Source organism: Rhodoferax sp. GW821-FHT09E07, assembly GCF_059416145.1.
Genome location: NZ_JBWKOP010000001.1, coordinates 87,716 through 112,607, shown reverse-complemented (window position 1 = coordinate 112,607; position 24,892 = coordinate 87,716). Strand labels below are relative to the sequence as shown.

Sequence of the window (24,892 nt, the reverse complement as noted above, 5' to 3'; positions counted from 1 at the left end):
CTTGCTAGCTCATTATTTATAGATGGACTCGGGATCTTTCAAGACCGGGTCCACGGCTTTCCACTCGCCATTTTCCAACACGCTGAAAAAGCAGCTGTGACGGCCGGTGTGGCAAGCGATGCCAGGCTCATGACCCAACTGGGTCACCTTGAGCAGGATCACATCGTTGTCGCAGTCCATGCGGATCTCGTGCACCTTTTGTACATGGCCGGACTCCTCCCCCTTGTACCAAAGTTTGTTGCGCGAACGGCTGAAGTACACCGCCTGGCCCAGCTCGGCCGTCTTTTGCAGGGCCTCGCGGTTCATCCAGGCGAACATGAGCACATCGTTCGTGCCCTGCTCCTGCGCAATCACCGGCACCAGGCCTTTGGAGTCCCAGCGAATGTGTTTGAGCCAGCTCACGGGAGGGGTGGGAGTGGGTTCCATGTGCTACTTAATTCATAGCTGCTCGCGCAGCATTGATGGGGGCTAGAGGCCTAAAAGGCTTATATGCGAACGGGAATGCCGCGTTCGGCCATGCGGGCCTTGGCCTGGGCTACGGTGTATTCACCGTAGTGGAAGATGCTGGCGGCCAGCACCGCATCGGCCCCGCCCTGCTGCACGCCGTCGGCCAGGTGGTCCAGGTTGCCCACGCCGCCAGAGGCGATCACGGGCACGCTGATGGCATCGGCCACGGCGCGGGTCAGCGCCAGGTCAAAGCCGCTTTTGGTGCCGTCGCGGTCCATGCTGGTGAGCAAAATCTCGCCCGCCCCGCGGCGCGCCATCTCGGTGGCCCAGGCCACGGCGTCCAGGCCGGTGTTTTTGCGGCCACCGTGGCTGTACACGTCCCAGCCGGCACCACGGGTGGCGGCGTCTTCGTCGGAGCGGCGCTTGGCGTCAATGGCCACCACGATGGCCTGGGAGCCGTATTTCAGGGAGGCGTCTTCGATCACTTGGGGATTGGCCAGTGCCGCCGAATTGAAGCTCACCTTGTCGGCCCCCGCATTGAGCAGGCGGCGCACGTCTTCCACCACACGCACGCCCCCACCCACGGTCAGCGGAATGAAGACCTGGCTGGCTACGGCTTCGATGATGTGCAGGATCAGGTCGCGGCCATCGCTGGTGGCGGTGATGTCCAGAAACGTGAGTTCGTCAGCGCCTTGGTCGTTGTAACGGGCGGCGATTTCCACAGGGTCACCGGCGTCGCGCAGTTCCACGAAGTTGACGCCTTTGACAACTCGCCCACCCGTAACATCCAGGCAGGGAATGATGCGTTTGGCGAGCATCAGCCGTTCAATTCATCAGCGCGCTCTTGCGCCTTTTGAAAGTCCAGGTCGCCGCTGTAAATCGCGCGGCCGCAGATCACGCCTTCCACGCCTTCGTCTTCCACGGCGCACAGGGCTTCGATGTCGGCCATGTTGGACAAGCCACCGGATGCGATGACGGGGATGGTCAGGGCCTGGGCCAGCTTGACGGTGGCGTCAATGTTGATACCGGACAGCATGCCGTCGCGGCCGATGTCGGTGTAGATGATGCCTTCCACGCCATAGTCTTCAAATTTCTTGCCCAGGTCCACCACGTCGTGGCGGGTGAGCTTGCTCCAACCATCGGTGGCGACCTTGCCATCGCGTGCGTCCAGGCCCACGATGATGTGGCCGCCAAACGCGGTGCAGGCGTCCTGCAGGAAACCGGGGTTCTTGACCGCGGCGGTGCCGATGATCACGTAGCGCAGGCCAGCGTCCAGGTAGCGTTCGATCGTGTCCAGGTCGCGGATGCCGCCGCCCAGTTGCACGTCGATCTCGTTGCCCACTTCCTTGAGGATCTTGCGGATCGCCATCTCGTTCTTGGGATGGCCGGCAAACGCGCCGTTCAGATCGACCAGGTGCAGACGTCTTGCCCCTTTGTCCACCCAGCTGCGGGCCATGACCGCGGGGTCTTCGCCAAACGTGGTGGATTGGTCCATATCGCCTTGTTTGAGGCGTACACAGTGGCCGTCTTTGAGGTCAATCGCAGGAATTAAAAGCATGGTGCTTCAGGGTTGGAACGAAAAGAAAAATCGCTTTGCCAGCCGCCAGGGAGCGGGCAGGAAGGTGAATCAAGGATTCCAGTGCAGGAAGTTACGGTACAGGGCCAAGCCATGCTCGGCGCTTTTTTCAGGGTGGAACTGCGTTGCGAAAATATTATCGCGTGCAATCGCCGCTGAAAAGCGCTGGCCATAGTCCGTCTCGCCTACGCTGTGGCGCGCATCAGACGGTTGGGCGTAGTAACTGTGTACAAAGTAGAAGTAGCTGCCATCGGGCACTTCGCCCCATACCGGGTGCCTGGGCACGCCGGCATGGCCGGTCTGCCAGACCTGGTTCCAGCCCATTTGCGGCACCTTGTAGCGGCTGCCATCGGGCTGGATTTGCCCGGCCAGCTCGAATTTCACCACCTTGCCCGGAATCAGACCCAGGCTGGGGGTGTTCTGCTCGTCGCTGTGGTCCAGCAACATTTGCATGCCCACGCACACGCCCATGAGTGGTTTGTTCGCTGCCGCGTGCATGACGGCGTCGAACATGCCGGAATCGTGCAGCTCGCGCATGCAGTCGCGCATGGCGCCCTGGCCGGGCAGTACCACGCGCTCGGCGTCCATCACCTCTTGCGCAGTGCGGGCCCAGACCACGTCGACGCCAGCATCGGCCGCCACATGCATTACCGCCTGGGTGACCGAACGCAGGTTGCCCATGCCGTAGTCCACCACCGCCACTTTTTTCATTACAGCGAACCCTTGGTGGAAGGAATCATGCCCAAGGCGCGTGGGTCGAACTCGATGGCAGCGCGCAACGCGCGGGCAAAGGCCTTGAACACGGTTTCGGCCTGGTGGTGGGCGTTTTCGCCCTTCAGGTTGTCGATGTGCAGGGTCACAAAGGCATGGTTCACAAAGCCCTGGAAGAACTCGTGGGTAAGCTGCGTGTCGAACGCGCCGATCATGCCGCTCTTAAAGGGAACATTCATCTCCAGCCCAGGGCGACCCGAAAAGTCAATCACCACGCGGGAGAGCGCCTCGTCCAGCGGCACATAGGCGTGGCCGTAGCGGCGGATGCCCTTCTTGTCCCCAATGGCCTGGTGGAAGGCCTGGCCCAACGTGATGCCCACGTCTTCCACCGTGTGGTGGCCGTCAATGTGCAGGTCGCCATCGGCCTCGATATCGAGGTCGATCATGCCGTGGCGGGCGATCTGGTCCAGCATGTGGTCGAAGAAACCGATGCCGGTGGACAGGCGGCTCACGCCGGTGCCATCCAGGTTGACGCGGACCTTGATCTTGGTCTCTGCGGTATTGCGCGAGACCTCGGCAATGCGGGGCGCGTAGGTCTGGGGCACTTCGGTCAATGGGTAGTTGGTAGTCATAGGGATTCCTGCAGGGCCTTCAACAGCTGCGCGTTCTCGGTGGCGGTGCCAACGGTGAGCCGCAAACATTGGGCCAGCAATGGATGCATTTTAGAAACGTTCTTAACCAGAACGCCGCGCGCCTTGAGGCCATCGAACACTTTTTGTGCCGCATCACCTTCGCCCGCGATGCGGATCAGCACCATATTGGCGTCACTGTCCCAGGCCGTGACGCCCGGCAGCACCCGCAATGCTCCTAAAAGCGTAGCGCGTTGCGCACAGATTTCGAGGGCTTGGGCCGCAAAAGCCTCCCGGTGCTCGAGCGCGAACAGCGCGCACTCGTAGTTCAGCACGCTGATGTTGTAGGGCGGGCGCACCTTGTCCACCTGGGCGATGAGCGCCTTGGGGCCCACCATGTAGCCAATGCGCACGCCGGCCAGGCCAAACTTGCTCATGGTGCGCATCAGCAGCACGTGGGCGTTGGCAGCCGGGTTGGCGCGGATCACGTCCAGGTAGGTACGGCTGGAAAACGGCTGGTAGGCCTCGTCAATGGCCACAATGCTGCCCGCGGCCTGCGCCGCGGCCACCACGCGCACCATGTCGGCCTCGGCCCACAGGTTGGCCGTGGGGTTGTTGGGGTAGGCCAGGTAGACGATGGCGGGCTGGTGGGTCTCAATCGCCTGCACCATGGCCGGCACGTCCAGCGCAAAGTCGGCGGTGAGCGGCACGCCCACAAAGTCCAGCCCTTGCAGCTGCGCACTCATGGAGTACATCACAAAGCCCGGCAGCGGCGCCAGAATGGCAGGCTTGGGCTGGCCGGGCGCCACGGGCACGTCGCAAGCCATGGCCAGCAGGCTGATGAGTTCGTCCGAGCCATTGCCCAGCATGATGTCAAAACCTTCGGGCATGCCTGCGTAGGCGGCCAGGGCCTGGCGCAAATCATTCACGCGGCCGTCGGGGTAGCGGTTCAGCGCCAGCGCACCCAGACGCTTGCCCAAGGCCTCTTGCAGCTCGGCGGGCAGGCGGTGCGGGTTCTCCATGGCGTCGAGCTTGACCATGCCCTTGGAGTCTTGGATGGCGTAGGCGTGCATACCTTGCACGTCCTGACGGATGCGGCGCTGGATCAGCGCATTGACGGTGCTGTCGGTGGAGGTGGTCATGCAGGGGCTTTCAGAGCTAAAAAACTAGTCGGCGGCCAGCGCCACATCGGCGGGCGTGGCAAGCAAGGGGCTGAGGATGGTGACGCCGTCGATCTGCTGGCCGTGCTGCAGGTCCAGCGACAGCACATGGGTGGCGCCGCTTTGCGCGGCAGCGGCCACGATGAGCGCGTCCCAGTACGGCAGGCCAAAGCGGGCCTCCACACCCCAGGCCGTTTCCACGGTCTGGTGGTCAATCTGCCAGGGCTGCCAAAGCTGGTAGCGGCGCAGCTTGGCGCGCGCATCGCCCTGCGGCATGGCGAAGTGCCGGGTGGCGCCCACGTAGTAGGCGTTCAGCACCTGGGTGCTGATGCGCCCCGCCCGGCGCGCCCAGAGCGCCTGCAGCCAGTCGCGCACGCGGGCCTGGCGGGTGGCATCGAACGCATCATCGGCCGCCAACAGCACGTTGGTGTCCACAAAGACGATGGCGCCAGAGGTGTCGAGCGGGCTAGCCATTCAGGGCCTCCCGCTGCGGGTAGGGCTTGCCGCCGGAGCTGAACGACGAGGTGTCCGCCACCCAGTCGCGCTGCGCGCGGGCATAGGCGTCGTCATGCTGCATCTTGTCGGTCAGCATCTCCCCCACCAGACGCGACACGCTGGTATTGCGCCGGGCCGCCTCAATGCGCACCCACTCCAGCGTGGCGTCTTCGACAGTGATGGTGACGTTTTTCATGTTGCCACCATTTTACACGAATTTCGTGCAACACGAAGTTCGTGTAAATGTTTCTGAAAAGTGCTCGGCGGTATAGTGCTCAAAAATGCACAACCAGAGAACGGATACAAGTTCCCCGCTATCGTTATATGAGCAACTAACGCATATTTCACGGGGGCTAGCAGCCAACATCAATCTCATAACGGTGACGCCATGACCTCTCCAGTCCCCCTTGCCAGCTTCATTCCGTCCATCACCACCTCCCCCTTGCGGCAGTGGAGCCACCTGCCACCTTGGGAGATCACGGCCAGCGCCGCAGCCATCGTCCGCACCCTGCTGAACCAGACCGACCTGCGGGACTATGTGGTGGCGGACGAGGTGGCCGTGCACCGCAGCGCGGTGACGGAAGCAGGTGCCACGTTGAAAGGACCGCTGCTTGTCGGCCCCAATTGCCTGCTGGCGTCTGGCGCGTACCTGAGAGGCGGCAATTGGGTCGCCGCCGATTGCGTGGTGGGACCGGGCTCGGAACTCAAGTCCTCGTTTGTGTTTCAGGGGAGCAAGCTCGCCCATTTCAACTTCGTGGGCGACAGCATCCTGGGTGCGGATGTAAATCTGGAAGCCGGCAGCATCATCTGCAATTACCGCAATGAGCGGTCGGACAAGGAGATTCGGGTACGGGTGGGCAACACGCTCCATCACACCGGGGTCCAGAAGTTCGGTGCGCTGGTGGGAGACCACGCGCGCATCGGTGCAAACGCCACTCTGGCGCCGGGTGCGTTGTTGGGCCCAAACACCGTGGTGGCCCGCACTGCCCTGTACGACCAGGACAGCTGAAACTTCCGTCTTGTGAAGTGGGGCCTGCACCCACAGCGTGTTGCAAATTCTTACGCGCAAAGGCCCGGTATGCACGCCAGCGCACAGAACGCGGAGCGGGAAAAACTGACAGTGGACGGGTGTTTCACCCTCTACAAGGAATTTTCGCCATGCACACATGCCAACCTCTCGCTCCAACGCGCCGCACTCCGCTCGGCAGCCTGACGTCCTCCTCCGTGCGCCGTGCAGCAGGGCTGCTGTTGGGCATCGCCACTTTGGCAACCTGCGGCCTCAGTCTTGCGCAGAACACGACCACCAACGCGGACGGTACCAGCTCCGGTTCCGGCCTCAGCATGGGCAACATGCGCGCGCCGGGGTCCAGCTACTTTGGCTTCAATGCGGGCTCGGCCGACCTGTCGCGCCCCATCACCGGCTTTGGCAACTGGGGCGGCAGCAACCAGTCCAGCGCCTACGGCCTGTACATGGGCAACTATTTCAACAACCAGAACTACGGTTTTGAAGTTGGCTACACCGACTTCGGCTCGGTAAACCGGTCCGGCGGGTCTACCAAGGTGGATGGCATCAACCTGAGCCTGATCGGGCGCATGCCGCTGAACCCCAATTTCAACCTGCTGGGCAAAATTGGCACCACCTACAGCCGCACCGATGTGTCGGCCAGCGCGGCATCCGGCGTGCAGACCGGCAGCGAACGCGGCTTTGACTGGTCCTACGGCGTGGGGGCCGAATACCTCTTCGGCACCAATTGGTCAGGCGTGCTGGCGTATGACGAGCACTACGTGAAATACCCTGGCAAGACCGAGCGGGTCAGCGCCACCACGTTGGGCGTGCGCTACCGCTACTAATCACCCGCCCTGCGAGTTAGCAGGGATAGACCGTGGTCAGCGCATTGGTCACCACCAGTTGCACGGGCATGTCGGCCTCATAGAGTTCGGCATTGCGCTTGAGCTCGGTGGTGTAGAGGTTCTTGGCCATGCTGGGTTCCAAGCGGCGGCCGTTGAGGCAGATGCTGGGTTTGGCGCCATTGCGCACATCCTGGCTGTGGGCCTCGATAGCGCCTTCCATCACACCCACCAGGTAGTAGTCCGTGTAGGTGCTGCCCTGCTTTTCTGTCTTCTCCAGCGCCCGCATTTCGCGGATGGTCATGGCATGGACAGTGGCCATGCTTGCAGCAAGAAGGGCCAGTACCATGGCGGCCCGTTGAAAAGTGGCGCGGGGTGAATGTGTGTGCATGGGATTTAGTCGTCCGTCTGCAAGCATTCTTACTTCAATCGCATTTCCGCCGCGCGCGCGTGGGCTTGCAGGCCCTCGCCGTGGGCCAGCACGCTGGCGATCTGACCCAGGCCCTGGGCGCCCTGCTCGCTCACCTCAATCAGGCTGCTGCGCTTCTGAAAGTCATAGACGCCCAGCGGGCTGCTGAAGCGTGCCGTGCCGCTGGTGGGCAGCACGTGGTTGGGGCCGGCGCAGTAGTCGCCCAGGCTTTCCGACGTATACGCACCCAGGAAAATGGCGCCGGCGTGCTTGAGCAGCGGCTCCCATTTGTGCGGGTCGTTGCTGCTCACCTCGAGATGCTCGGGCGCGATGCGGTTGCTGATCTCGCAGGCCTCTTCCATGCTCCGCGTGTGGATCAGCGCGCCGCGGCCGGTGAGGCTCTTGGCAATGATTTCGGCGCGGGGCATCTCGCCGAGCAGGCGGTTGATGCTGGCCTGCACTTGGGCGATGTAGGCGGCATCCGGGCACAGCAGGATGCTTTGCGCCAGCTCATCGTGCTCGGCCTGGCTGAACAAATCCATCGCCACCCAGTCGGGCGGCGTGGTGCCATCGGCCAGCACCAGAATCTCGCTGGGACCGGCAATCATGTCGATGCCCACGGTGCCAAACACGCGGCGCTTGGCGGCGGCCACATAGGCGTTGCCGGGGCCAGTGATCTTGTGCACGGCGGGAATGCTCTGCGTGCCATAGGCCAGCGCGGCCACGGCCTGGGCGCCGCCAATGGTGAAGGCGCGGGAGACGCCAGCCACATAGGCGGCGGCCAGCACCAAGGCGTTCTTCTCACCCTTGGGCGTGGGCACCACCATGATGATTTCGCCCACGCCAGCCACGTGGGCGGGAATGGCGTTCATCAGCACGCTGGACGGATACGCGGCCTTGCCGCCAGGCACATAAATGCCCACGCGGTCCAGCGGTGTGACCTTCTGGCCCAAGAGCGTACCGTCTTCGTCGCGGTAGCTCCAGCTCTCGCCCGAGGCCTTCTTCTGCGCCTCGTGGTAGCGGCGCACGCGGGCGGCGGCGGCTTGTAGCGCTTCCCGCTGCACGGCAGGAATGCTGTCGAACGCGGCCTTGAGTTCGGTCTGCGTGAGCTCCAGCGCCTGCATGGTGGGCGCGCTCAGGCCATCAAAACGCGCGGTGTACTCCAGCACGGCGGCATCACCCCGGGCCTGCACGTCGGCCAGGATGTCGGCCACGCGCTGCTCGATGGCCGCATCGGTGTCGGCCGACCAGTGCAAGCGCGCCTTGAATTGGGCCTCAAACTGGGCATCAGCCGTCGTCAACATTGCGGGAGCAGCTACAAAAGTCATAGCAAATTGAATTAGGTTATTTGCCTACCGCGCCGGCAAAGGCGTTGATGATCTTGCGGATGGGTTCTTGTTTGAGCTTTAGCGCAGCCTGATTGACCACCAGACGCGAGCTGATGTCCATGATGCGCTCCACCTCCACCAGGTGGTTGGCCTTCAGGGTGTTGCCGGTGGACACCAGGTCCACGATGGCGTCGGCCAGGCCCACCAGGGGCGCCAGCTCCATGCTGCCGTAGAGCTTGATCAGGTCTACGTGCACGCCCTTGCTGGCGAAGAACTCACGTGCAATCGCCACGTACTTGGTGGCCACTTTGAGGCGCGAACCCTGCTTGACCGCAGACGCATAGTCAAAGTCGGCACGCACGGCCACGCTGATGCGGCACTTGGCAATTTGCAAATCCAGTGGCTGGTAGAGGCCCTGGCTGCCATGCTCCAGCAAGGTGTCCTTGCCGGTGATACCGAGGTCGGCCCCGCCGTACTGCACATACGTGGGCACATCGGTGGCGCGCACCACCAGCAGGCGCACATGCGGCTGGTTGGTGGCCAGAATCAGCTTGCGCGATTTCTCGGGGTCGTCCAGCACCTCGATGCCCGCCGCCTTGAGCAGGGGCACGGTTTCTTCAAAGATGCGGCCTTTGGACAGGGCCAGGGTAATCATGTCTGTGCTCATTTGATGCGCTCGATGTCTGCGCCAATGCCGCGCAGCTTGGCTTCCATCTGGTCGTAGCCACGGTCCAGGTGGTAGATACGGTCCACCACGGTTTCGCCGTCCGCCACCAGGCCGGCAATCACCAGGCTGGCAGAGGCGCGCAGGTCAGTCGCCATCACGGTGGCGCCAGACAGTTTTTCCACGCCTTCAATCACCGACACCTTGCCGTCGATCTGGATGTGCGCACCCAGGCGTACCAGCTCGTTCACGTGCATGAAGCGGTTCTCGAAGATGGTTTCCGTCACCTTGCTGGGGCCATGCGAGATCGCGTTGAGTGCCATGAACTGGGCCTGCATGTCGGTAGGGAAACCGGGGTACTCGGTGGTGCGGAAGCTCTGCGCCTTCAGGCGGCCTTGCGACTTCACGTGGATGCCGCCCTCAATCGCCTCCACCGTGGCACCGGCATCGCGCAGCTTGTCCACGACGGCATCCAGATGGTCGGCACGGCCGTGCTTCAAAACGACGTCACCGCCGGTGGCCGCCACGGCGCAGAGGAAGGTACCGGTCTCGATCCGGTCCGCCACCACCTGGTGGGTGCAGCCATGCAGCTTCTCCACACCCTGGATACGGATGCGGCTGGTGCCATGGCCTTCAATCTTGGCGCCCATCTTGATGAGCATCTCGGCAAGGTCGGGGATCTCCGGCTCTTGCGCGGCGTTTTCCAGAATCGTTTCGCCCTCGGCCAGCGCGGCGGCCATGAGGAAGTTTTCGGTACCTGTTACCGTCACCATGTCGGTGGCAATGCGCGCGCCCTTCAGGCGTGTCCAGCCCTTGGGCAGCTTGGCGATCATGTAGCCGTGCTCGACCACAATCTCGGCGCCCATGGCCTGCAGGCCCTTGATGTGCTGGTCCACAGGGCGCGAGCCAATGGCACAGCCACCAGGCAGGGACACCGTGGCCTCGCCAAAGCGCGCCAGCAGCGGGCCCAGCGCCAGCACCGAGGCACGCATGGTCTTCACCAGTTCGTAGGGTGCTTCGGGATTGGTCAAGCCAGCAGCATTTGCCAGCACCGAACCGTCATCGCGCTGCTCGATCTGCACGCCCATGTTGCGGATGAGCTTGAGCATGGTGGACACGTCTTGCAGGCGCGGCACGTTCAATAGCGTCACGGGATCTGCAGTGAGCAGCGTGGCACACAGCTCAGGCAATGCGGCGTTCTTGGCACCGGAGATCAGCACCTCGCCTTGGAGTTGGCGGCCACCACGAATCAGGAGTTTGTCCATAAGAAGTCTTTTAAGCAGATTGCGCTGCCCATTCGGCAGGCGTATAGGTTTTCATCGACAAGGCGTGCACTTCATCCGTGTGCATACGGCTTCCCAGCGTGGCATAGACCAGCTGGTGGCGCTGGATCAGGCGCTTGCCCTCGAATGCGCTGGACACGATGGTGGCATACCAGTGGCGGCCATCGCCTTCGAGCGTGCAGTGGTCACAGGCAATGCCCGCGGTAATCAGGGCTTGGAGTTGGTCAGCGGTCATAAAAGTCAGTGGCGGATCTTGTAGCCCGTGCGCAGCAGGTGCACGGCCACGGCACTGGTCACAACCAGCGCAATGCCGACGATGCCCAGGCTCAGCCAGGGGGAAACATCGCTCTGGCCAAAGAAACCGCGGCGGAATCCGTCAATCATGTAGAAGAAGGGGTTAAGGTGGCTCACGCCCTGCCAGAAGGCCGGCAACGAGTGGATGGAATAGAACACGCCGCTGAGAAAGGTCATGGGCATGATGATGAAGTTCTGGAAGGCCGCAAGCTGGTCAAACTTCTCGGCCCACAGGCCCGCAATCAGGCCCAGCGTGCCCAGCAGGGCTGCGCCCATGAAAGCAAACACCAGAATCCAGAGTGGTTCGACAAAATGGATAGGCGTGAAAAACACCGTGACCAGCAACACACCCAGCCCCACCACCAGACCGCGCGCAATGCTGGAGCCCACGTAGGCGAAGAACCAGCTCCAATGCGACAACGGCGTGAGCAACAGGAACACCAGGTTGCCCATGATCTTGCTCTGGATCAGCGAGGACGAGCTGTTGGCAAACGCGTTTTGCAGCACGCTCATCATCACAAGGCCCGGCACCAGGAAGGCGGTGTAGCTGATGGTGTCATATACCTTCACATGGTCGCCCAGCGCATGGCCGAAAATCATCAGGTACAGCAAGGCCGTGAGCACGGGTGCCGCCACCGTCTGAAAGCCTACCTTCCAGAAACGCAGCGTCTCCTTGTACAACAGGGTTTGCCAACCGTTCATGCGCCCACCTCTTCCGTTGCGCCCATCACGTCGAGGAACACATCCTCCAAATCCGCTTTGCGGATCTCCACGTCTTCCACCGTCACGCCCGCCTGGCGCACGGCAGCCAGGTACTGTTCAATCTCCAGTGCGTTGTGCGCGGGCAGTTGCACGATGCGACCCGTGATACGGGCCCGCGCAGCCAGCTCAACCGGCAAGGCATCCCCGGTCTTGAAGCGCAGCACATTGCTGCTGGCAGCCTTCAGCAGGTCGCTGGTGTTATCCAGTGCCACGATGCGGCCGGTCTTGAGCATGGCAATACGGCCGCACAGGGCCTCGGCCTCTTCGAGGTAGTGGGTGGTCAGCAGCACGGTGCTGCCTTGTTTGTTGAGATTGGCGACAAATTGCCACAGCGTCTGACGGAGTTCCACGTCGACGCCAGCCGTAGGTTCATCCAGCACGATGACGGGGGGCTTGTGCACCAGTGCCTGTGCCACCAGCACGCGGCGCTTCATGCCGCCTGACAGTTGGCGCATGTTCGCGTTGGCCTTGTCCGTCAGGCCCAGGCCTTCCAGCAGCTCATCTACCCATGCGTCGTTGTTTTTGACGCCAAAGTAGCCGGACTGGATGCGCAGCATTTCGCGCACATTGAAGAAGGGGTCAAACACCAGCTCTTGGGGCACCACGCCCAGTTTGCGGCGCGCGGCGGCATAGTCGGTCTGCACATCGCTGCCCAGCACCGCCACCCTGCCGCTGCTGGCACGGGTGAGGCCGGCCAGAATGCTGATCATGGTGGTTTTGCCCGCGCCATTGGGACCCAGCAAACCGAAAAACTCTCCCTCCTCGATATCGAGGCTGACGTGGTCCAGTGCTTGGAAAGTGGTGCCTTGGGGCCCTCGGGGGGAGGGGTAGGCTTTGGAGACGGATTGGAATGAGATGGCAGGCATGTGAGCCCGCGATTTTACGCCGAGGGGCTCAGGAGCCAGCCAGCAGGCCGTCAATCCCGTACAAAGTGGCCAGATCACGCAACCGGGCCGGCAGGCCCTGTACGGCAAACTGCTTGCCTACGCGCGCGCACTCGCGGCGCAACTCCAGCAAAACGGCCAATGCCGAGGAGTCAAAGCGCTGCAAGGATGCGCCATTGACCACGATGCGCTCCGGCTCCTGGCCCAGCCCCGAACGCAACTCGGCCAGACAGGTCTGGGCGACGTCTTGCGTCAGGGTAGCGGGCAGGTTCAGCACATCAGCCCTTTTTAGCGTTGGCCTTGTTTTGTTCGACCAGCGCGTCAATCAGACCGTCCAAGCCCTTGGTGTTGATCTGCTGCGCAAACTGGCTGCGGTAGGTTTCCACCAGCCACACCCCCAGCACATTGAGGTTGTAGATCTTCCAGCCCGCGCCCACACCCGGTGTTTTTTCCAGACGGTAGTCCAGCTGGATGGGATCGCCATGACCTTTGACCTCGGTGCGCACGATGACTTCCTTGTCCTCGGGCGCGGCGCGCAAGGGTTTCATGGCGATGGTCTGATCGCTGACCTGAGCCAGGGCACCCGCGTAGGTGCGTACCAGCAGGGTCTTGAATTCGTCTTGCAGGCGCTTTTGCTGCTCAGGGGTGGCCTGACGCCAGCCAGGACCAACGGCCGATGCCGTCATGCGCTGGAAATCCACATTGGGCATGATGCGGCTGTCCACCAGCGCGACCACCTTGCCCATGTCGCCTGCGCGAATGGCCTTGTCACCCTTGATGGTCTCCAGCACATCCGTGGACAGACGTTTGATCAATGCGTCCGGCGCCTCGTCCTCGGCGCGCACCAAAGGCGCCCAAGCCAAACTGCCGGCCACCAAAGACCAGACCATAGCTGTCAATACGCGTCGCTTGTTCCACATGGTTGGGTTCACTCCTGTAGCACGATTATCTACCGCACTGCCCCTTTTGTATCGGCATGGCAGAACAGCCCCTTAAGGCTCGGTGCCATCTTCTTCTGGCGGATTGCCATCGTATTGTTGATTGCGCTGGCGCTGGAAATATGCGTCGCGTGTAAAGCTGTAGCGGTCCAGCGCTGCGCCCTCCACTACGTCGCCCGCTCGCAGGTACTTGGCGCGGGTGTCCACGGCATTCAAGACGGTCAAACCGGTGCGTGTGCCTTCGTCCGGCATTTGCGACACCAGATTGCCTTGCTGGTCCACCGGTATGGCCACCACTTCCCGCAGGGTGTAGGAACCGAGCAGCGGCAGCACCACATAGGGCCCGGGCCGCACACCCCAGCGTCCCAGCGTCACCCCAAAGTTACCCGGATGACGCTCAATGTTGAGATCACTGGCCACATCCATCACACCGCCCAGACCAATGGTGGTGTTCACCATGAAGCGGCCCAGGTTGTCGCCCATGTCACGGCCGCGCAGCTGCAGGCCATTGTTGATGGCGGACCAGAAGTCTTCCAGGTTGCCAAAGAAATTGCCCACGCCCTTGCGCACCAGCTCCGGCACCACGCCGCGGTAGGCTGTGGCCACGGGCTTGAGCACGGCCTTGTCCACCACATCGTTGAACCCGAACACACCACGGTTGAACGACTCGATCGGGTCACGCGGGTCCGGGTTCTTCACCGTGGCACACGCTTGTAACAACACCACGCCGCCCATAACGGACCACAGCGCGAGACGGCGCACGCCATCGCGCAGACCGTTGCAGCGAAGAGAGAGACCCACGGTCATTTGGCTGCCTTCTCCGACGTTGGACCGTCCGCAGCCTTGCTGTACAAGAACTGGCTGATCAGGTTCTCCAGCACCACCGCAGACTGGGTGGTACCAATGCTGTCGCCTGCAGCCAGGTTGGCCGAATCGGCGCCGGCTTCGATACCGATGTACTGTTCACCGAGCAGGCCGCTGGTCAGGATTTTCAGGGAACTGTCTTTGGGGAAGGCAAAGCGTTTGTCCATGGACAACACGACCTTGGCCTGGAAGCTCTTGTCGTCAAAGCTGATCGACTCCACGCGACCGACGACCACGCCCGCACTTTTGACAGCCGCCTTGGGCTTGAGACCGCCAATGTTGTCGAATTTGGCACTAACGGGGTAGCCGCGCTCGAAATTGAGCGACAGCAGATTGGCCGACTGCAGGGCCAAAAACAGCAAAGCCGCCGCGCCCAGCAGCACAAACAGACCCACCCACACATCTTTGCCAGAACGTTGCATTTGCAATCCCCTAAATACTGAACATCATGGCGGTCAGGACAAAGTCCAGACCCAACACGGTCAACGATGCCACCACCACCGTGCGCGTGGTGGCATGGGCCACGCCTTCCGGCGTGGGCTGGGCCTCATAGCCTTGCAGCAGCGCAATAAAGCTCACCGCAAAGCCGAACACCACGCTCTTGAGCACACCGTTGCCCACGTCCAGCCACACATCCACCCCACCCTGCATTTGGCTCCAGAACGAACCGGCGTCGATGCCAATCATCAACACGCCCACGACCCAGCCACCAATGATGCCCACGGCGCTGAAGACTGCAGCCAGCAAGGGCATTGCCATGACGGCTCCCCAAAAGCGCGGCGCCAGGATGCGCTGCACCGGATCTACCGCCATCATTTCCATGGCGCTGAGCTGCTCGCCAGCCTTCATGAGACCGATCTCTGCCGTGAGGGAGGTACCGGCACGGCCCGCGAATAGCAAGGCGGTAATCACCGGCCCCAGCTCGCGCACCAGACTCAACGCCACCAGCAGGCCCAAGGCTTCGGACGAGCCATAGCGCTGCAGCGTGTAGTAGCCCTGCAGGCCCAGCACAAAGCCCACAAAAATCCCGGACACCGCGATGATGGCCAGTGAATAGTTGCCCATGAAATGGATCTGGTCGCGCACCAGACCGGGGCGCCGCACTACCGTACCGACGGACGCCAACAGGCGGCCCAACAGGCGCGCGCCATAGCCCAGATCCGACAACTTGGCGCGGACCGCCAGGCCTACATCGGCGGGGTGGTACCAGCTCATCGCCGTGCTCCCGCAGAAAAATCAGCATCCACGCTGGAAGCCGGGTAGTGGAACCGGACTGGCCCTTCGGGCTCGGCGTTCACAAACTGGTGTACCAGTGGGTCGGTGCTGTGACGCACCTCATCGGGCGTCCCCTGGGCGGCAATCTTTCCGTTGGCCAGGATGATGACCTTGTCGGCGATGTGAAAGGTTTCTTCCAGGTCGTGCGAGACGATCACGCTGGTCAGACCCATGGTGTCGTTGAGCTGGCGAATCAACCGGGCTGCGGTGCCCAGGGAAATCGGGTCCAACCCGGCAAAGGGTTCGTCGTACATCACCAGCTCAGGGTCCAGCGCAATGGCGCGGGCCAGCGCGACACGCCGGGCCATACCACCGGAAATCTCGGAAGGCATGAGGTCGCGCGCACCGCGCAGACCCACGGCGTTGAGCTTCATGAGCACGATGTCGCGCACCAGCGCGGGCGACAGGTTGGTGTGCTCGCGCAGCGGAAAGGCCACGTTGTCGAACACACTGAGGTCGGTAAACAGGGCGCCAAACTGGAACAGCATGCCCATGCGACGCCGGGCAGTGTAGAGCTGTTGCGCATTGGCCAGTCCCATGTCCTGCACGTCCTGCCCCAGTTGCGCGCCATGCAACAACAACTTGCCTTTCTGGGCACGGTGCTGGCCGCCGATCAAACGCAGCACTGTGGTCTTGCCACCGCCCGACGCGCCCATGAGCGCGGTAACCTTGCCACGCGGGATGGACAGGGTCACGCCGTCCAGGATCAGGCGTTCGCCGTAGCCGAAGGACAGGTCCTGCAGTTCAACAAGGGGATCGGAAGGGGTTTCAGCCATAAAAGCAACAAGGCCGGGGAGTCCCCGGCCTTGGAATCATAAGGGATTACCCCAGATCACCGTGGCAAGTCGCTGAAGCCCATCAGGAACTCGTCGACGGAACGCGCGGCCTGGCGGCCTTCGCGGATCGCCCACACCACCAAGGATTGGCCACGGCGCATGTCACCAGCGGCAAACACCTTGGGCACGTTGGTGGCGTAACCGCCAATGAACTCGGTGCTGGCCTTGGCATTGCCGCGCGCGTCCTTGTCCACTCCGAACACATCCAGGATGGTCGCAACCGGGTTCACAAAGCCCATGGCCAGCAACACCAGATCGGCCTTCAGCACTTTTTCGGTGCCGGGAACGTCGACCAGCTTGCCGTCCTTGAATTCGACCTGAACAGTCTTCAGGCCGGTGACCTTGCCCTTTTCACCCATGAATTCCTTGGTGGAAATGGAGAACACGCGCTCGCAACCCTCTTCGTGGCTGGAGCTGGTGCGCAGTTTCAGCGGCCAGTAAGGCCAGGTCAGGGGGCGGTTTTCTTCTTCGGGCGGCTGGGGCATCACCTCAAACTGGGTGACACTGACGGCGCCGTGGCGGTTGCTGGTGCCCACGCAATCGGAACCTGTATCACCACCGCCAATGACGATGACGTGCTTGCCGTCTGCGCGCAACTGGTTCTTCAGTTTATCGCCTGCGTTCACCTTGTTCTGCTGGGGCAGGAACTCCATGGCAAAGTGGATGCCGTCCAGGTCGCGCCCGGGCACGGGCAGGTCACGCGACTGCTCGGAACCGCCGGTCAACAGCACGGCGTCGAAGTCTTTCTTCAACTGATCGGCAGAAATGGTTTCCTTGGCCCAGTTGGTGACCTTGGAGCCTTTGGGCATTTCGCCTACGAGGACGCCGGTGCGGATGGTCACACCCTCGGCCACCAGCTGTTCGGCGCGGCGATCAATGTGAGACTTCTCCATCTTGAAGTCGGGAATGCCATAACGCAGCAGGCCGCCGATGCGGTCATTCTTCTCGAACAGGGTCACGTCGTGGCCAGCACGGGCCAGTTGCTGAGCGGCTGCCATGCCAGCCGGGCCGGAACCCACCACGGCCACCTTCTTGCCGGTCTTGACCTTGGCGGGCTGGGGCTTGACCCAGCCTTCGGACCATGCGCGGTCGATGATGGCGTGCTCGATGGACTTGATGCCCACCGCATCGTCATTCACATTCAGCGTGCAGGCAGCCTCGCAGGGTGCCGGACAAATACGGCCGGTGAACTCCGGGAAGTTGTTGGTGCTGTGCAGCGTGTCGATCGCGGCCTTCCAGTTGCCGGTGTACACCAGGTCGTTGAAGTCCGGAATGATGTTGTTGACCGGGCAGCCGTTGTTGCAAAACGGTGTGCCGCAGTCCATGCAGCGCGCGGCCTGCTTGTTGGCCTGCGCATCGTCCAGGCCCACCACAAATTCCTTGTAGTGTTTCAGGCGCTCGGCGACGGGTTTGTAGCCCTCTTCAAGGCGCTCAAACTCCATGAAACCAGTGACTTTTCCCATGATGATTCCTTCTTACTTGGCGGGAGCCGCTTCTTTTTTGATAGCTGCTGGCGCAGATTTGACGGGGGCCTTGGCCACTTTTCGTGCATGGATCTCGCCCAGAGCACGCTTGTACTCGTTGGGGAAGACCTTGACGAACTTGGTGCGCGACACCTCCCAGTTGTCCAGCAACTCGCGGGCGCGCTTGCTGCCGGTCCAGCGGTTGTGGTCTTCCAGCAGCTTCTTGAGCTGGGCCTCGTCACTCTCGCCACGGTGCCAGATGGCCTTGTCCAAGGTCGCCTCTTGTTCTGATGCGGTCAGCACCTTTTCCAGGCTGACCATGGCCGTGTTGCAACGCTTGGCAAACTGGCCGTCTTCATCAAACACGTAGGCGATGCCACCGCTCATGCCGGCGGCAAAGTTGCGTCCCGTCTTGCCGAGCACGGCGACCGTTCCACCGGTCATGTATTCGCAACCGTGGTCACCCGTACCTTCCACCACCGCAGTGGCGCCGGACAGGCGCACGGCGAAGCGTTCGCCGCCCACGCCGCTGAAGAAGGCTTCACCGGTGGTGGCACCGTACATCACGGTGTTGCCCACGATGGTGTTGCGGATCGCGTCACCGCGGAAGTCGATGCTGGGGCGCACCACCACGCGGCCGCCGGACAGGCCCTTGCCGGTGTAGTCGTTTGCGTCGCCAATCAGGTACAGCGTGATGCCCTTGGCCAGGAACGCACCAAAGGACTGGCCGCCAGTGCCTTCGAGCTGGATGCGGATGGTGTCATCCGGCAAGCCTTCGGGGTGCACCTTGGTCACCGCGCCAGAGAGCATGGCGCCCACGGAACGGTTCACGTTGCGGGCCACTTCCATGAACTGCACGCGTTCACCCTTGTCAATGGCGGCACGGCTCTTGGCGATCAGCACGTTGTCCAGGGCTTTTTCCAGGCCATGGTCTTGCGTCAGCGTCTGGAAGCGTGGCACATCGGCCGGCACTTGGGGCTGGGCAAACAGGCGGCTGAAATCGAGACCCTGGGCCTTCCAGTGCTCAATGCCCTTGCGGGTGTCCAGCAGGTCGGAGCGGCCAATCAGGTCGTCGAACTTGCGGATGCCCAACTGGGCCATGATCTGGCGCACTTCTTCGGCAATGAAGAAGAAGTAGTTCACCACATGCTCTGGCTTGCCGGAGAACTTCGCACGCAACACAGGGTCTTGCGTGGCCACGCCCACGGGGCAGGTGTTCAGGTGGCACTTGCGCATCATGATGCAGCCTTCCACCACCAGCGGTGCGGTGGCGAAGCCAAACTCATCAGCACCCAACAGGGCGCCAATCGCCACATCGCGACCGGTCTTCATTTGGCCGTCGGCCTGCACGCGGATGCGGCTGCGCAAGCGGTTCAGTACCAGGGTCTGCTGGGTTTCCGCCAGGCCGATTTCCCATGGCGAGCCAGCATGCTTGATGGACGACCAGGGTGAAGCACCCGTTCCGCCATCGTGCCCGGCGATCACCACGTGGTCGCTCTTGCACTTGGCAACGCCTGCGGCAATGGTGCCCACACCGATTTCCGACACCAGCTTCACGCTGATGGAACTGTGCGGCGCCACGTTCTTCAGGTCGTGGATCAGCTGGGCCAAGTCCTCGATCGAGTAGATATCGTGGTGGGGCGGGGGCGAAATCAGCCCCACGCCGGGTACGGAGTGGCGCAGCTTGCCGATGTACTCGGACACCTTGCCGCCGGGCAGTTGGCCGCCTTCGCCGGGTTTGGCGCCCTGGGCCATCTTGATCTGGATCTGGTCGGCACTGGACAGGTATTCGGCCGTCACACCAAAGCGGCCGGAGGCCACCTGCTTGATGCGGCTGCGCAGCGAGTCACCGGCCTGCAGGGGCAGGTCCACTTCCACGTTTTCGGCGCCGATCACGCTCTTCAGGCTGTCGCCCAGTTTGATCGGGATGCCCTTGAGTTCGTTGCGGTAGCGGGCCGCGTCTTCCCCGCCCTCACCCGTGTTGCTCTTGCCGCCAATGCGGTTCATCGCAACGGCCAGCGTGGCATGGGCTTCGGTGGAGATCGAGCCCAGCGACATGGCGCCGGTGGCAAAACGCTTGACGATTTCCTTGGCACTCTCCACTTCGTCCACAGGAATGGCCTTGGCAGGATCAATCTTGAACTCGAACAGACCGCGCAGTGTCAGGTGGCGCTTGCTCTGGTCATTGATGATCTGGGCGTATTCCTTGTACGTGTTCCAGTTGTTGGCGCGGGTGGAGTGCTGCAGCTTGGCAATCGCGTCCGGCGTCCACATGTGTTCTTCGCCGCGAACACGCCAGGCGTATTCACCGCCGGTTTCGAGGGCGTTGGCCAGCACAGGGCTGTCGCCAAAGGCCAGCTTGTGCATGCGGATGGACTCTTCGGCGATCTCGAAGACGCCAATGCCTTCCACACGGCTGGGCGTGCGAGTGAAGTACTTGTCGATGGTCTCGGTGTTCAGGCCAATGGCTTCGAACAGCTGGGCACCGCAGTAGCTCATGTAGGTGGACACGCCCATCTTGGACATGATCTTGGACAGGCCCTTGCCGATCGCCTTGATGTAGTTGTAGATGGCCTTGTCGGCGCTCAGGTCACCCGGCAGGTCCTTGTGGATGCTGGCCAACGTTTCCATCGCGAGGTAGGGGTGCACAGCTTCCGCACCGTAACCCGCCAGCACGCCAAAGTGGTGTACTTCGCGGGCGGTACCCGTTTCCACCACCAGGCCGGCCGTCGTGCGCAGACCGGCACCGACCAGGTGCTGGTGAATGGCGGACAGGGCCAGCAGCGCGGGAATCGCCACCTGCGTGGCAGAAATCGCGCGGTCGCTGATGATCAGGATGTTCTTGCCACCCTTGATCGCGTCCACGGCCTCGGCGCACAGCGATGCCAGCTTGGCTTCTACGCCCTCATGGCCCCAGGCCAGCGGGTAGGTAATGTCCAAGGTGTGGCTGCGGAATTTGCCCTGGGTGTGCTGCTCGATGTTGCGCAGCTTGGCCATGTCGGCAAAGTCCAGTATCGGCTGCGCCACTTCCAGGCGCATGGGCGGGTTGACCTGGTTGATGTCCAGCAGGTTGGGCTTGGGGCCGATGAAGGACACCAGCGACATCACGATGGCTTCGCGGATCGGGTCGATAGGGGGGTTGGTCACTTGCGCGAACAACTGCTTGAAGTAGCTGTACAGCGGCTTGTTCTTGTCGCTCAGAACGGCCAAGGGGCTGTCGTTGCCCATGGAGCCGATGGCTTCTTCGCCAGCGCTGGCCATGGGGGCGATCAGGAACTTCAGGTCTTCCTGGGTAAAGCCAAAGGCCTGCTGGCGGTCCAGCAGGGACACTTCGCTCTCGGAGAAGGAGGCAGGCTCACCGCCGCCCTGCACGTCGTCGAGCTTGATGCGCAGGTTCTCGATCCACTGTTTGTAGGGTTTGCTGTTGGCGAGGTTGGCCTTGAGTTCCTCGTCATCGATCATGCGCCCCTGTTCCAGGTCGATCAGGAACATCTTGCCAGGCTGCAAGCGCCATTTGCGCACGATCTTGTTTTCCGGCACAGGCAGCACGCCCGATTCAGAGCCCATGATGACCAGGTCGTCGTCGGTAATGCAATAGCGCGAGGGGCGCAGGCCGTTGCGATCCAGCGTGGCGCCGATCTGGCGGCCGTCGGTGAACACGATGGAAGCGGGGCCGTCCCAGGGTTCCATCATGGCGGCGTGGTATTCGTAGAAGGCCTTGCGGCGCTCGTCCATGGTGGTGTGCTGCTCCCAAGGCTCGGGGATCATCATCATCACGGCCTGGCTGATGGGGTAGCCGGCCATGGTCAGCAGTTCCAGGCAGTTGTCGAAGGTGGCCGTGTCGGACTGGTCGGCAAAGCTGATGGGGTAGAGCTTTTGCAGGTCAGCCGCCAGCACAGGCGAGGACATCACGCCTTCGCGCGCTTTCATCCAGTTGTAGTTGCCTTTGACGGTGTTGATTTCACCGTTGTGCGCCACATAGCGGTAGGGGTGGGCCAGCGGCCACTCGGGGAAGGTGTTGGTGGAGAAGCGCTGGTGCACTAGGCCCAGGGCCGACACGCAGCGCGCGTCTTCCAGATCCTTGAAGTACACACCCACCTGGTCGGCCAGCAGCAGGCCCTTGTAGACCACGGTGCGGCTGGACATGCTGGGAACGTAGTATTCCTTGCTGTGCTTGAGCTGCAGGTTCTGGATGGCAGCGCTGGCGGTCTTGCGGATCACGTACAGCTTGCGCTCCAACGCGTCCTGCACGATGACGTCCTGGCCACGGCCAATGAAGACTTGGCGCTGGATGGGTTCCTTCTCGCGCACGGTGGGCGACATGGGCATGTCGCGGTTGACCGGCACATCGCGCCAGCCCAGCAGCACCTGGCCTTCAGCCTTGATGGCGCGTTCCATTTCCTGCTCGCAGGCCAGGCGGGAGGCATGCTCCTTGGGCAGGAAGATCATGCCCACGCCGTACTCGCCCAAAGGCGGCAAGGTCACGCCTTGGGCCGCCATTTCTTCGCGGTACAGCGCGTCGGGCAGCTGGATCAGAATGCCGGCACCGTCACCCATGAGCGGATCGGCACCCACGGCACCCCGGTGGTCCAGGTTTTCAAGGATCTTCAGGGCGTTCTTGACAATGTCGTGGCTCTTTTCGCCGCGAATATGGGCCACAAAACCCACGCCGCACGCATCGTGCTCATTGGCGGTGGAATACAAACCGTGGTCTTTGAGGTGTTGGATTTCGGCTGCCGTGGTCATGGCGCACTCCTGAAAATTACAGTGGAAGCGAAGAATACTGCAATGCAACAAAAGTGCCAAGCACAATAAATGGGGTCAGATTCCAATTATTTGTTGAATGTTTTTATCGAGAAATAAATAGGGACATATTAAAAACAATAGCATTAAATCCAATGAACTCGGGGGCTATCGCCCGATTTGAGGTTTATTCTTCGACGCTGGAGGGACGACCGGGACTACTTTTACTCAGTCGGCGGGTTGTCTTCTTTTGGAGTTCCGACAAAAAACCCTGCTCGCCCAAGGCCCAACCGCGCAACACGGCATCGGTCAACGCCAGCTGCTGCCCTTGGCTGATCCCGTTTTGCACCAATTGGGCGTAGGCGGCTTCCCGGGCAAAAGGCGTGTTGCCAAGGTTCCAGACCAGAGGATGGGGCGTGATCAGCTTGTCGGCCTGCAGGCCACTGTAATGCGCATGGCTAGACCACGGGTAGTCTCGGGCCTGCACCACCAAGCCTGCGCGCACCGGATTCAGGTCGATATAGGCCATGCAGGCCAGCAGGTAGCGGTCGGTTTCGATCAACGTGGATTTGTAGCGCCCTTCCCACAGTGTGCCGCTGCGCTGGTGGCGGTCATTGAAATACCGCACATAGCTGCGCCCCACGGCCTGCATCATCTTGGGCAGGGCCTCATCGGTGGATGGTGTGGCCAGCAGGTGAAAATGGTTATCCATCAGCACATAGGCATGGACAGACACTCCGAACTTGCGCGCGTTCTCGTACAACAGGGCCTGCAGGCTTTGGAAATCTGCGGCGTCCAGGCAGATGGGCTGGCGGTTATTACCCCGCTGAACAACGTGGTGTGGGTAACCCGCCAGGGTCAAACGAGGAAGCCGTGCCATCGCACGAGTTTGCCTGAAAACAGGCGGCAACCTTTCAAAGACGGGCGTGCGGCAACTGGTACTGGGGTGTGCCCATCAGGTCAATGCCGCAGGACAAGGTGTCCAGCCAGTCCAGCAGCTGGCCAATCGCCTCCCCTTTCAACGGGGCGCCGTGTTGGGGCACGATCAGGGAAATGTCCAGATCCCGCACCATGCGTACCCAAAGCTTCAGAATCTTGTTGCTGACCATGTAGCGACGGTGGAACGCCTCCATGCCAGGGGGCATGGGAGTCAGGCTGGTGATGCACTGCTGCGCCTCCTGGCCGCTGACCGGCGAAACCCCGAGGTCGCCCGAGAACAGTATCTTGCTGACCGGGTCGTAAAACTGGAAGTTGCCTTCAGAATGCAGAAAGTGGGCAGGCAACAGCCACAGGTCGGCCTTGCCATAGCGCAAGCGACCGCCTTCGTCGGGGATGGCGATGATGCGATCCTCGGTTTTGCCGATCTTGCAGAAGTGCGGCGCAAAGCGGGCCCACAGCTTGGAGATCACCAGCTTGGCCTGGGTAGAGGTCATCCAGCGGTCCAACGAGGCGATGATGTCGGGATCGGCATGGGAGGCGAGGATGTAGTCCAGATGCTGGGGCGCGATGTAGCGGCGCATCGTGAGGTTCAGCTCGTTGTATGTCATGTTGCCACCGGGATCGAGAATCACACCGGAGCCGTGGTTGACGATCAGAAACTGGTTGGCCTGCACAGCCTCCGCCTCGTCGGACACCAGATCGGTGAACATCACACAGGAGTGATCAGCATCGCGGTAAAGCTCTATCGGCATCAGAGGGGGCCCCAAAAAAACGAGCGCTCGGTTGCGCTCGCGTTGGCCCTGATTGTGGAACGCCGGGACGCCGGCGGCCTTGATCTACGTCAGCTTACTTAGGGGCCTTGGTCACACGCACCTTGCCGCCAGTAGTCACAATAATCACGGAGTCCCCTGCGGCCAGCTGCTCACTGCCTTTGGCCTGGACGATGGCACGACGCTCGCCGCCCTTGAGCTGGACCAAAATTTCCAACGCGTCTTCCTTGGTGGAGAAACGCTCTATGGCGTTACCTGCTGCTGCACCGGCGACACCGGCCAACACGCCCAGCACCTGGGCTTCGCGCTGCACACCGCTGCCTGCGGAGCCACCAATGGCACCCACCACACCGCCGACCGCGGCGCCGATACCCGACTGGCTGCCGTCCACCACCACATTGCGCACCGACAACACCACGCCGTCTTGCACCTGCGCCATGCGCTGGGCATCACCCCGCTGGACCACATCGGGGCTACTGGTGGCACAGGCACCCAGCACGGCAGCCACAACCACGGTACCGGTCAATTTCATCCAAGTTTGCATAGAACTCTCCAAATCTTTTATTCAAAACGC

General features: G+C 62.0%; 28 protein-coding genes. 2 read left to right on the top strand and 26 right to left on the bottom strand.

All coding sequences use genetic code 11. The annotated features are described in order from the left end of the window. Positions 1-12: 12 nt before the first annotated feature. The 8 genes from hisI to AC07OE_RS00535 all read right to left on the bottom strand — a co-directional run bounded on the left by hisI (position 13) and on the right by AC07OE_RS00535 (position 5,214). Positions 13-426 (bottom strand): phosphoribosyl-AMP cyclohydrolase, encoded by a 414-nt coding sequence (gene hisI, locus AC07OE_RS00570; protein WP_495068618.1) that lies wholly within the window; start codon positions 424-426, stop codon positions 13-15. Positions 427-485: 59 nt separating this feature from the next. Beyond that, positions 486-1,265, bottom strand: coding sequence for an imidazole glycerol phosphate synthase subunit HisF (gene hisF, locus AC07OE_RS00565; protein WP_495068617.1), 780 nt, complete (start codon positions 1,263-1,265; stop codon positions 486-488). Beyond that, positions 1,265-2,005 carry a 1-(5-phosphoribosyl)-5-[(5-phosphoribosylamino)methylideneamino]imidazole-4-carboxamide isomerase gene (gene hisA / locus AC07OE_RS00560; RefSeq protein WP_495068616.1) on the bottom strand — a complete coding sequence of 247 codons (741 nt, stop codon included), beginning with the start codon at positions 2,003-2,005 and terminating at the stop codon, positions 1,265-1,267. Before hisA ends, hisF begins: the two co-directional genes overlap by 1 nt. Positions 2,006-2,074: 69 nt before the next feature. After that, positions 2,075-2,734, bottom strand: coding sequence for an imidazole glycerol phosphate synthase subunit HisH (hisH, locus tag AC07OE_RS00555; protein ID WP_495068615.1), 660 nt, complete (start codon positions 2,732-2,734; stop codon positions 2,075-2,077). After that, positions 2,734-3,366, bottom strand: coding sequence for an imidazoleglycerol-phosphate dehydratase HisB (gene hisB, locus AC07OE_RS00550; RefSeq protein WP_495068614.1), 633 nt, complete (start codon positions 3,364-3,366; stop codon positions 2,734-2,736). The genes hisH and hisB overlap by 1 nt, the downstream gene beginning before the upstream one ends. Further along, the gene (hisC, locus tag AC07OE_RS00545; protein WP_495068613.1) at positions 3,363-4,505 is read right to left on the bottom strand and encodes a histidinol-phosphate transaminase; all 1,143 of its coding nucleotides are present in this window, start codon (positions 4,503-4,505) and stop codon (positions 3,363-3,365) included. Before hisC ends, hisB begins: the two co-directional genes overlap by 4 nt. Before the next feature lie 24 nt (positions 4,506-4,529). Then, on the bottom strand, positions 4,530-4,997 hold the full coding sequence (locus AC07OE_RS00540) for a PIN domain-containing protein (protein WP_495068612.1): 468 nt from the start codon (positions 4,995-4,997) through the stop codon (positions 4,530-4,532). After that, positions 4,990-5,214 (bottom strand): CopG family transcriptional regulator, encoded by a 225-nt coding sequence (locus AC07OE_RS00535; protein WP_310339916.1) that lies wholly within the window; start codon positions 5,212-5,214, stop codon positions 4,990-4,992. The genes AC07OE_RS00540 and AC07OE_RS00535 overlap by 8 nt, the downstream gene beginning before the upstream one ends. Positions 5,215-5,406: 192 nt before the next feature. On the opposite strand from AC07OE_RS00535, the gene AC07OE_RS00530 reads away from it, so the two are divergent. Together AC07OE_RS00530 and AC07OE_RS00525 are read left to right on the top strand one after the other, a co-directional pair. Beyond that, positions 5,407-6,027 carry an LbetaH domain-containing protein gene (locus AC07OE_RS00530; protein ID WP_495068611.1) on the top strand — a complete coding sequence of 207 codons (621 nt, stop codon included), beginning with the start codon at positions 5,407-5,409 and terminating at the stop codon, positions 6,025-6,027. A gap of 149 nt (positions 6,028-6,176) precedes the next feature. Next, positions 6,177-6,869 (top strand): outer membrane beta-barrel protein, encoded by a 693-nt coding sequence (locus AC07OE_RS00525; RefSeq protein ID WP_495068610.1) that lies wholly within the window; start codon positions 6,177-6,179, stop codon positions 6,867-6,869. Between the two features lie 16 nt (positions 6,870-6,885). Here the strand turns inward: AC07OE_RS00525 and AC07OE_RS00520 are convergent, their stop codons facing one another. The 18 genes from AC07OE_RS00520 to AC07OE_RS00435 form a co-directional block, all read right to left on the bottom strand. Then, entirely contained in the window at positions 6,886-7,257 is a 372-nt protein-coding gene (locus AC07OE_RS00520; RefSeq protein WP_495068609.1) for a Rap1a/Tai family immunity protein, read from the bottom strand. Positions 7,258-7,286: 29 nt separating this feature from the next. Next, entirely contained in the window at positions 7,287-8,603 is a 1,317-nt protein-coding gene (gene hisD / locus AC07OE_RS00515) for a histidinol dehydrogenase (protein WP_495068608.1), read from the bottom strand. 16 nt (positions 8,604-8,619) lie between these two features. Then, complete coding sequence (gene hisG / locus AC07OE_RS00510; protein ID WP_495069122.1) at positions 8,620-9,258, bottom strand: ATP phosphoribosyltransferase; 639 nt, start codon at positions 9,256-9,258, stop codon at positions 8,620-8,622. Between the two features lie 8 nt (positions 9,259-9,266). Then, positions 9,267-10,532: a UDP-N-acetylglucosamine 1-carboxyvinyltransferase gene (murA, locus tag AC07OE_RS00505; protein WP_495068607.1), complete on the bottom strand. Its 1,266-nt coding sequence runs from the start codon at positions 10,530-10,532 to the stop codon at positions 9,267-9,269. A gap of 10 nt (positions 10,533-10,542) precedes the next feature. After that, positions 10,543-10,785, bottom strand: coding sequence for a BolA family protein (locus AC07OE_RS00500; protein ID WP_495068606.1), 243 nt, complete (start codon positions 10,783-10,785; stop codon positions 10,543-10,545). 5 nt (positions 10,786-10,790) lie between these two features. Further along, the gene (locus AC07OE_RS00495) at positions 10,791-11,546 is read right to left on the bottom strand and encodes an ABC transporter permease (RefSeq protein WP_495068605.1); all 756 of its coding nucleotides are present in this window, start codon (positions 11,544-11,546) and stop codon (positions 10,791-10,793) included. Continuing rightward, on the bottom strand, positions 11,543-12,472 hold the full coding sequence (locus tag AC07OE_RS00490) for an ABC transporter ATP-binding protein (protein WP_495068604.1): 930 nt from the start codon (positions 12,470-12,472) through the stop codon (positions 11,543-11,545). The genes AC07OE_RS00495 and AC07OE_RS00490 overlap by 4 nt, the downstream gene beginning before the upstream one ends. 28 nt (positions 12,473-12,500) lie before the next feature. Next, the gene (locus tag AC07OE_RS00485) at positions 12,501-12,767 is read right to left on the bottom strand and encodes an STAS domain-containing protein (RefSeq protein WP_495068603.1); all 267 of its coding nucleotides are present in this window, start codon (positions 12,765-12,767) and stop codon (positions 12,501-12,503) included. Position 12,768: 1 nt separating this feature from the next. Beyond that, the gene (locus tag AC07OE_RS00480; protein ID WP_495069121.1) at positions 12,769-13,380 is read right to left on the bottom strand and encodes an MlaC/ttg2D family ABC transporter substrate-binding protein; all 612 of its coding nucleotides are present in this window, start codon (positions 13,378-13,380) and stop codon (positions 12,769-12,771) included. Between the two features lie 102 nt (positions 13,381-13,482). Next, entirely contained in the window at positions 13,483-14,235 is a 753-nt protein-coding gene (locus AC07OE_RS00475; protein WP_495068602.1) for an MlaA family lipoprotein, read from the bottom strand. Beyond that, positions 14,232-14,714 carry an outer membrane lipid asymmetry maintenance protein MlaD gene (gene mlaD, locus AC07OE_RS00470; RefSeq protein WP_495068601.1) on the bottom strand — a complete coding sequence of 161 codons (483 nt, stop codon included), beginning with the start codon at positions 14,712-14,714 and terminating at the stop codon, positions 14,232-14,234. The genes AC07OE_RS00475 and mlaD overlap by 4 nt, the downstream gene beginning before the upstream one ends. Positions 14,715-14,724: 10 nt before the next feature. Then, complete coding sequence (mlaE, locus tag AC07OE_RS00465; RefSeq protein ID WP_495068600.1) at positions 14,725-15,507, bottom strand: lipid asymmetry maintenance ABC transporter permease subunit MlaE; 783 nt, start codon at positions 15,505-15,507, stop codon at positions 14,725-14,727. Further along, the gene (locus AC07OE_RS00460) at positions 15,504-16,343 is read right to left on the bottom strand and encodes an ABC transporter ATP-binding protein (RefSeq protein WP_495068599.1); all 840 of its coding nucleotides are present in this window, start codon (positions 16,341-16,343) and stop codon (positions 15,504-15,506) included. The genes mlaE and AC07OE_RS00460 overlap by 4 nt, the downstream gene beginning before the upstream one ends. Before the next feature lie 56 nt (positions 16,344-16,399). Further along, positions 16,400-17,866 (bottom strand): glutamate synthase subunit beta, encoded by a 1,467-nt coding sequence (locus AC07OE_RS00455; protein WP_495068598.1) that lies wholly within the window; start codon positions 17,864-17,866, stop codon positions 16,400-16,402. 12 nt (positions 17,867-17,878) lie between these two features. Then, positions 17,879-22,612 carry a glutamate synthase-related protein gene (locus AC07OE_RS00450; protein ID WP_495068597.1) on the bottom strand — a complete coding sequence of 1,578 codons (4,734 nt, stop codon included), beginning with the start codon at positions 22,610-22,612 and terminating at the stop codon, positions 17,879-17,881. A 184-nt stretch (positions 22,613-22,796) separates the two neighbouring features. Next, positions 22,797-23,489 carry a transposase gene (locus AC07OE_RS00445; protein ID WP_495068596.1) on the bottom strand — a complete coding sequence of 231 codons (693 nt, stop codon included), beginning with the start codon at positions 23,487-23,489 and terminating at the stop codon, positions 22,797-22,799. 34 nt (positions 23,490-23,523) lie between these two features. Further along, complete coding sequence (locus AC07OE_RS00440) at positions 23,524-24,300, bottom strand: oxygen-binding di-iron domain-containing protein (RefSeq protein WP_495068595.1); 777 nt, start codon at positions 24,298-24,300, stop codon at positions 23,524-23,526. A 94-nt stretch (positions 24,301-24,394) separates the two neighbouring features. Then, positions 24,395-24,862, bottom strand: a complete 468-nt coding sequence (locus AC07OE_RS00435) for a glycine zipper 2TM domain-containing protein (protein WP_495068594.1) — start codon at positions 24,860-24,862, stop codon at positions 24,395-24,397. Between the last annotated feature and the right edge of the window lie 30 nt (positions 24,863-24,892).

Bases quoted from the DNA above. Each gene is read 5' to 3' on its own strand.
- AC07OE_RS00495 (WP_495068605.1), bottom strand. From the start codon at position 11,546: ATGAACGGTTGGCAAACCCTGTTGTACAAGGAGACGCTGCGTTTCTGG.
- hisA (WP_495068616.1), bottom strand. From the start codon at position 2,005: ATGCTTTTAATTCCTGCGATTGACCTCAAAGACGGCCACTGTGTACGC.
- hisG (WP_495069122.1), bottom strand. From the start codon at position 9,258: ATGATTACCCTGGCCCTGTCCAAAGGCCGCATCTTTGAAGAAACCGTG.
- AC07OE_RS00480 (WP_495069121.1), bottom strand. From the start codon at position 13,380: ATGGTCTGGTCTTTGGTGGCCGGCAGTTTGGCTTGGGCGCCTTTGGTG.
- AC07OE_RS00440 (WP_495068595.1), bottom strand. From the start codon at position 24,300: ATGCCGATAGAGCTTTACCGCGATGCTGATCACTCCTGTGTGATGTTC.
- AC07OE_RS00490 (WP_495068604.1), bottom strand. From the start codon at position 12,472: ATGCCTGCCATCTCATTCCAATCCGTCTCCAAAGCCTACCCCTCCCCC.
- AC07OE_RS00435 (WP_495068594.1), bottom strand. From the start codon at position 24,862: ATGCAAACTTGGATGAAATTGACCGGTACCGTGGTTGTGGCTGCCGTG.
- murA (WP_495068607.1), bottom strand. From the start codon at position 10,532: ATGGACAAACTCCTGATTCGTGGTGGCCGCCAACTCCAAGGCGAGGTG.
- AC07OE_RS00520 (WP_495068609.1), bottom strand. From the start codon at position 7,257: ATGCACACACATTCACCCCGCGCCACTTTTCAACGGGCCGCCATGGTA.
- AC07OE_RS00450 (WP_495068597.1), bottom strand. From the start codon at position 22,612: ATGACCACGGCAGCCGAAATCCAACACCTCAAAGACCACGGTTTGTAT.
- AC07OE_RS00445 (WP_495068596.1), bottom strand. From the start codon at position 23,489: ATGGCACGGCTTCCTCGTTTGACCCTGGCGGGTTACCCACACCACGTT.
- AC07OE_RS00460 (WP_495068599.1), bottom strand. From the start codon at position 16,343: ATGGCTGAAACCCCTTCCGATCCCCTTGTTGAACTGCAGGACCTGTCC.
- hisC (WP_495068613.1), bottom strand. From the start codon at position 4,505: ATGACCACCTCCACCGACAGCACCGTCAATGCGCTGATCCAGCGCCGC.
- hisB (WP_495068614.1), bottom strand. From the start codon at position 3,366: ATGACTACCAACTACCCATTGACCGAAGTGCCCCAGACCTACGCGCCC.
- AC07OE_RS00500 (WP_495068606.1), bottom strand. From the start codon at position 10,785: ATGACCGCTGACCAACTCCAAGCCCTGATTACCGCGGGCATTGCCTGT.
- AC07OE_RS00455 (WP_495068598.1), bottom strand. From the start codon at position 17,866: ATGGGAAAAGTCACTGGTTTCATGGAGTTTGAGCGCCTTGAAGAGGGC.
- AC07OE_RS00530 (WP_495068611.1), top strand. From the start codon at position 5,407: ATGACCTCTCCAGTCCCCCTTGCCAGCTTCATTCCGTCCATCACCACC.
- hisF (WP_495068617.1), bottom strand. From the start codon at position 1,265: ATGCTCGCCAAACGCATCATTCCCTGCCTGGATGTTACGGGTGGGCGA.
- hisI (WP_495068618.1), bottom strand. From the start codon at position 426: ATGGAACCCACTCCCACCCCTCCCGTGAGCTGGCTCAAACACATTCGC.
- AC07OE_RS00525 (WP_495068610.1), top strand. From the start codon at position 6,177: ATGCACACATGCCAACCTCTCGCTCCAACGCGCCGCACTCCGCTCGGC.
- AC07OE_RS00540 (WP_495068612.1), bottom strand. From the start codon at position 4,997: ATGGCTAGCCCGCTCGACACCTCTGGCGCCATCGTCTTTGTGGACACC.
- mlaD (WP_495068601.1), bottom strand. From the start codon at position 14,714: ATGCAACGTTCTGGCAAAGATGTGTGGGTGGGTCTGTTTGTGCTGCTG.
- hisH (WP_495068615.1), bottom strand. From the start codon at position 2,734: ATGAAAAAAGTGGCGGTGGTGGACTACGGCATGGGCAACCTGCGTTCG.
- mlaE (WP_495068600.1), bottom strand. From the start codon at position 15,507: ATGAGCTGGTACCACCCCGCCGATGTAGGCCTGGCGGTCCGCGCCAAG.
- hisD (WP_495068608.1), bottom strand. From the start codon at position 8,603: ATGACTTTTGTAGCTGCTCCCGCAATGTTGACGACGGCTGATGCCCAG.
- AC07OE_RS00475 (WP_495068602.1), bottom strand. From the start codon at position 14,235: ATGACCGTGGGTCTCTCTCTTCGCTGCAACGGTCTGCGCGATGGCGTG.
- AC07OE_RS00535 (WP_310339916.1), bottom strand. From the start codon at position 5,214: ATGAAAAACGTCACCATCACTGTCGAAGACGCCACGCTGGAGTGGGTG.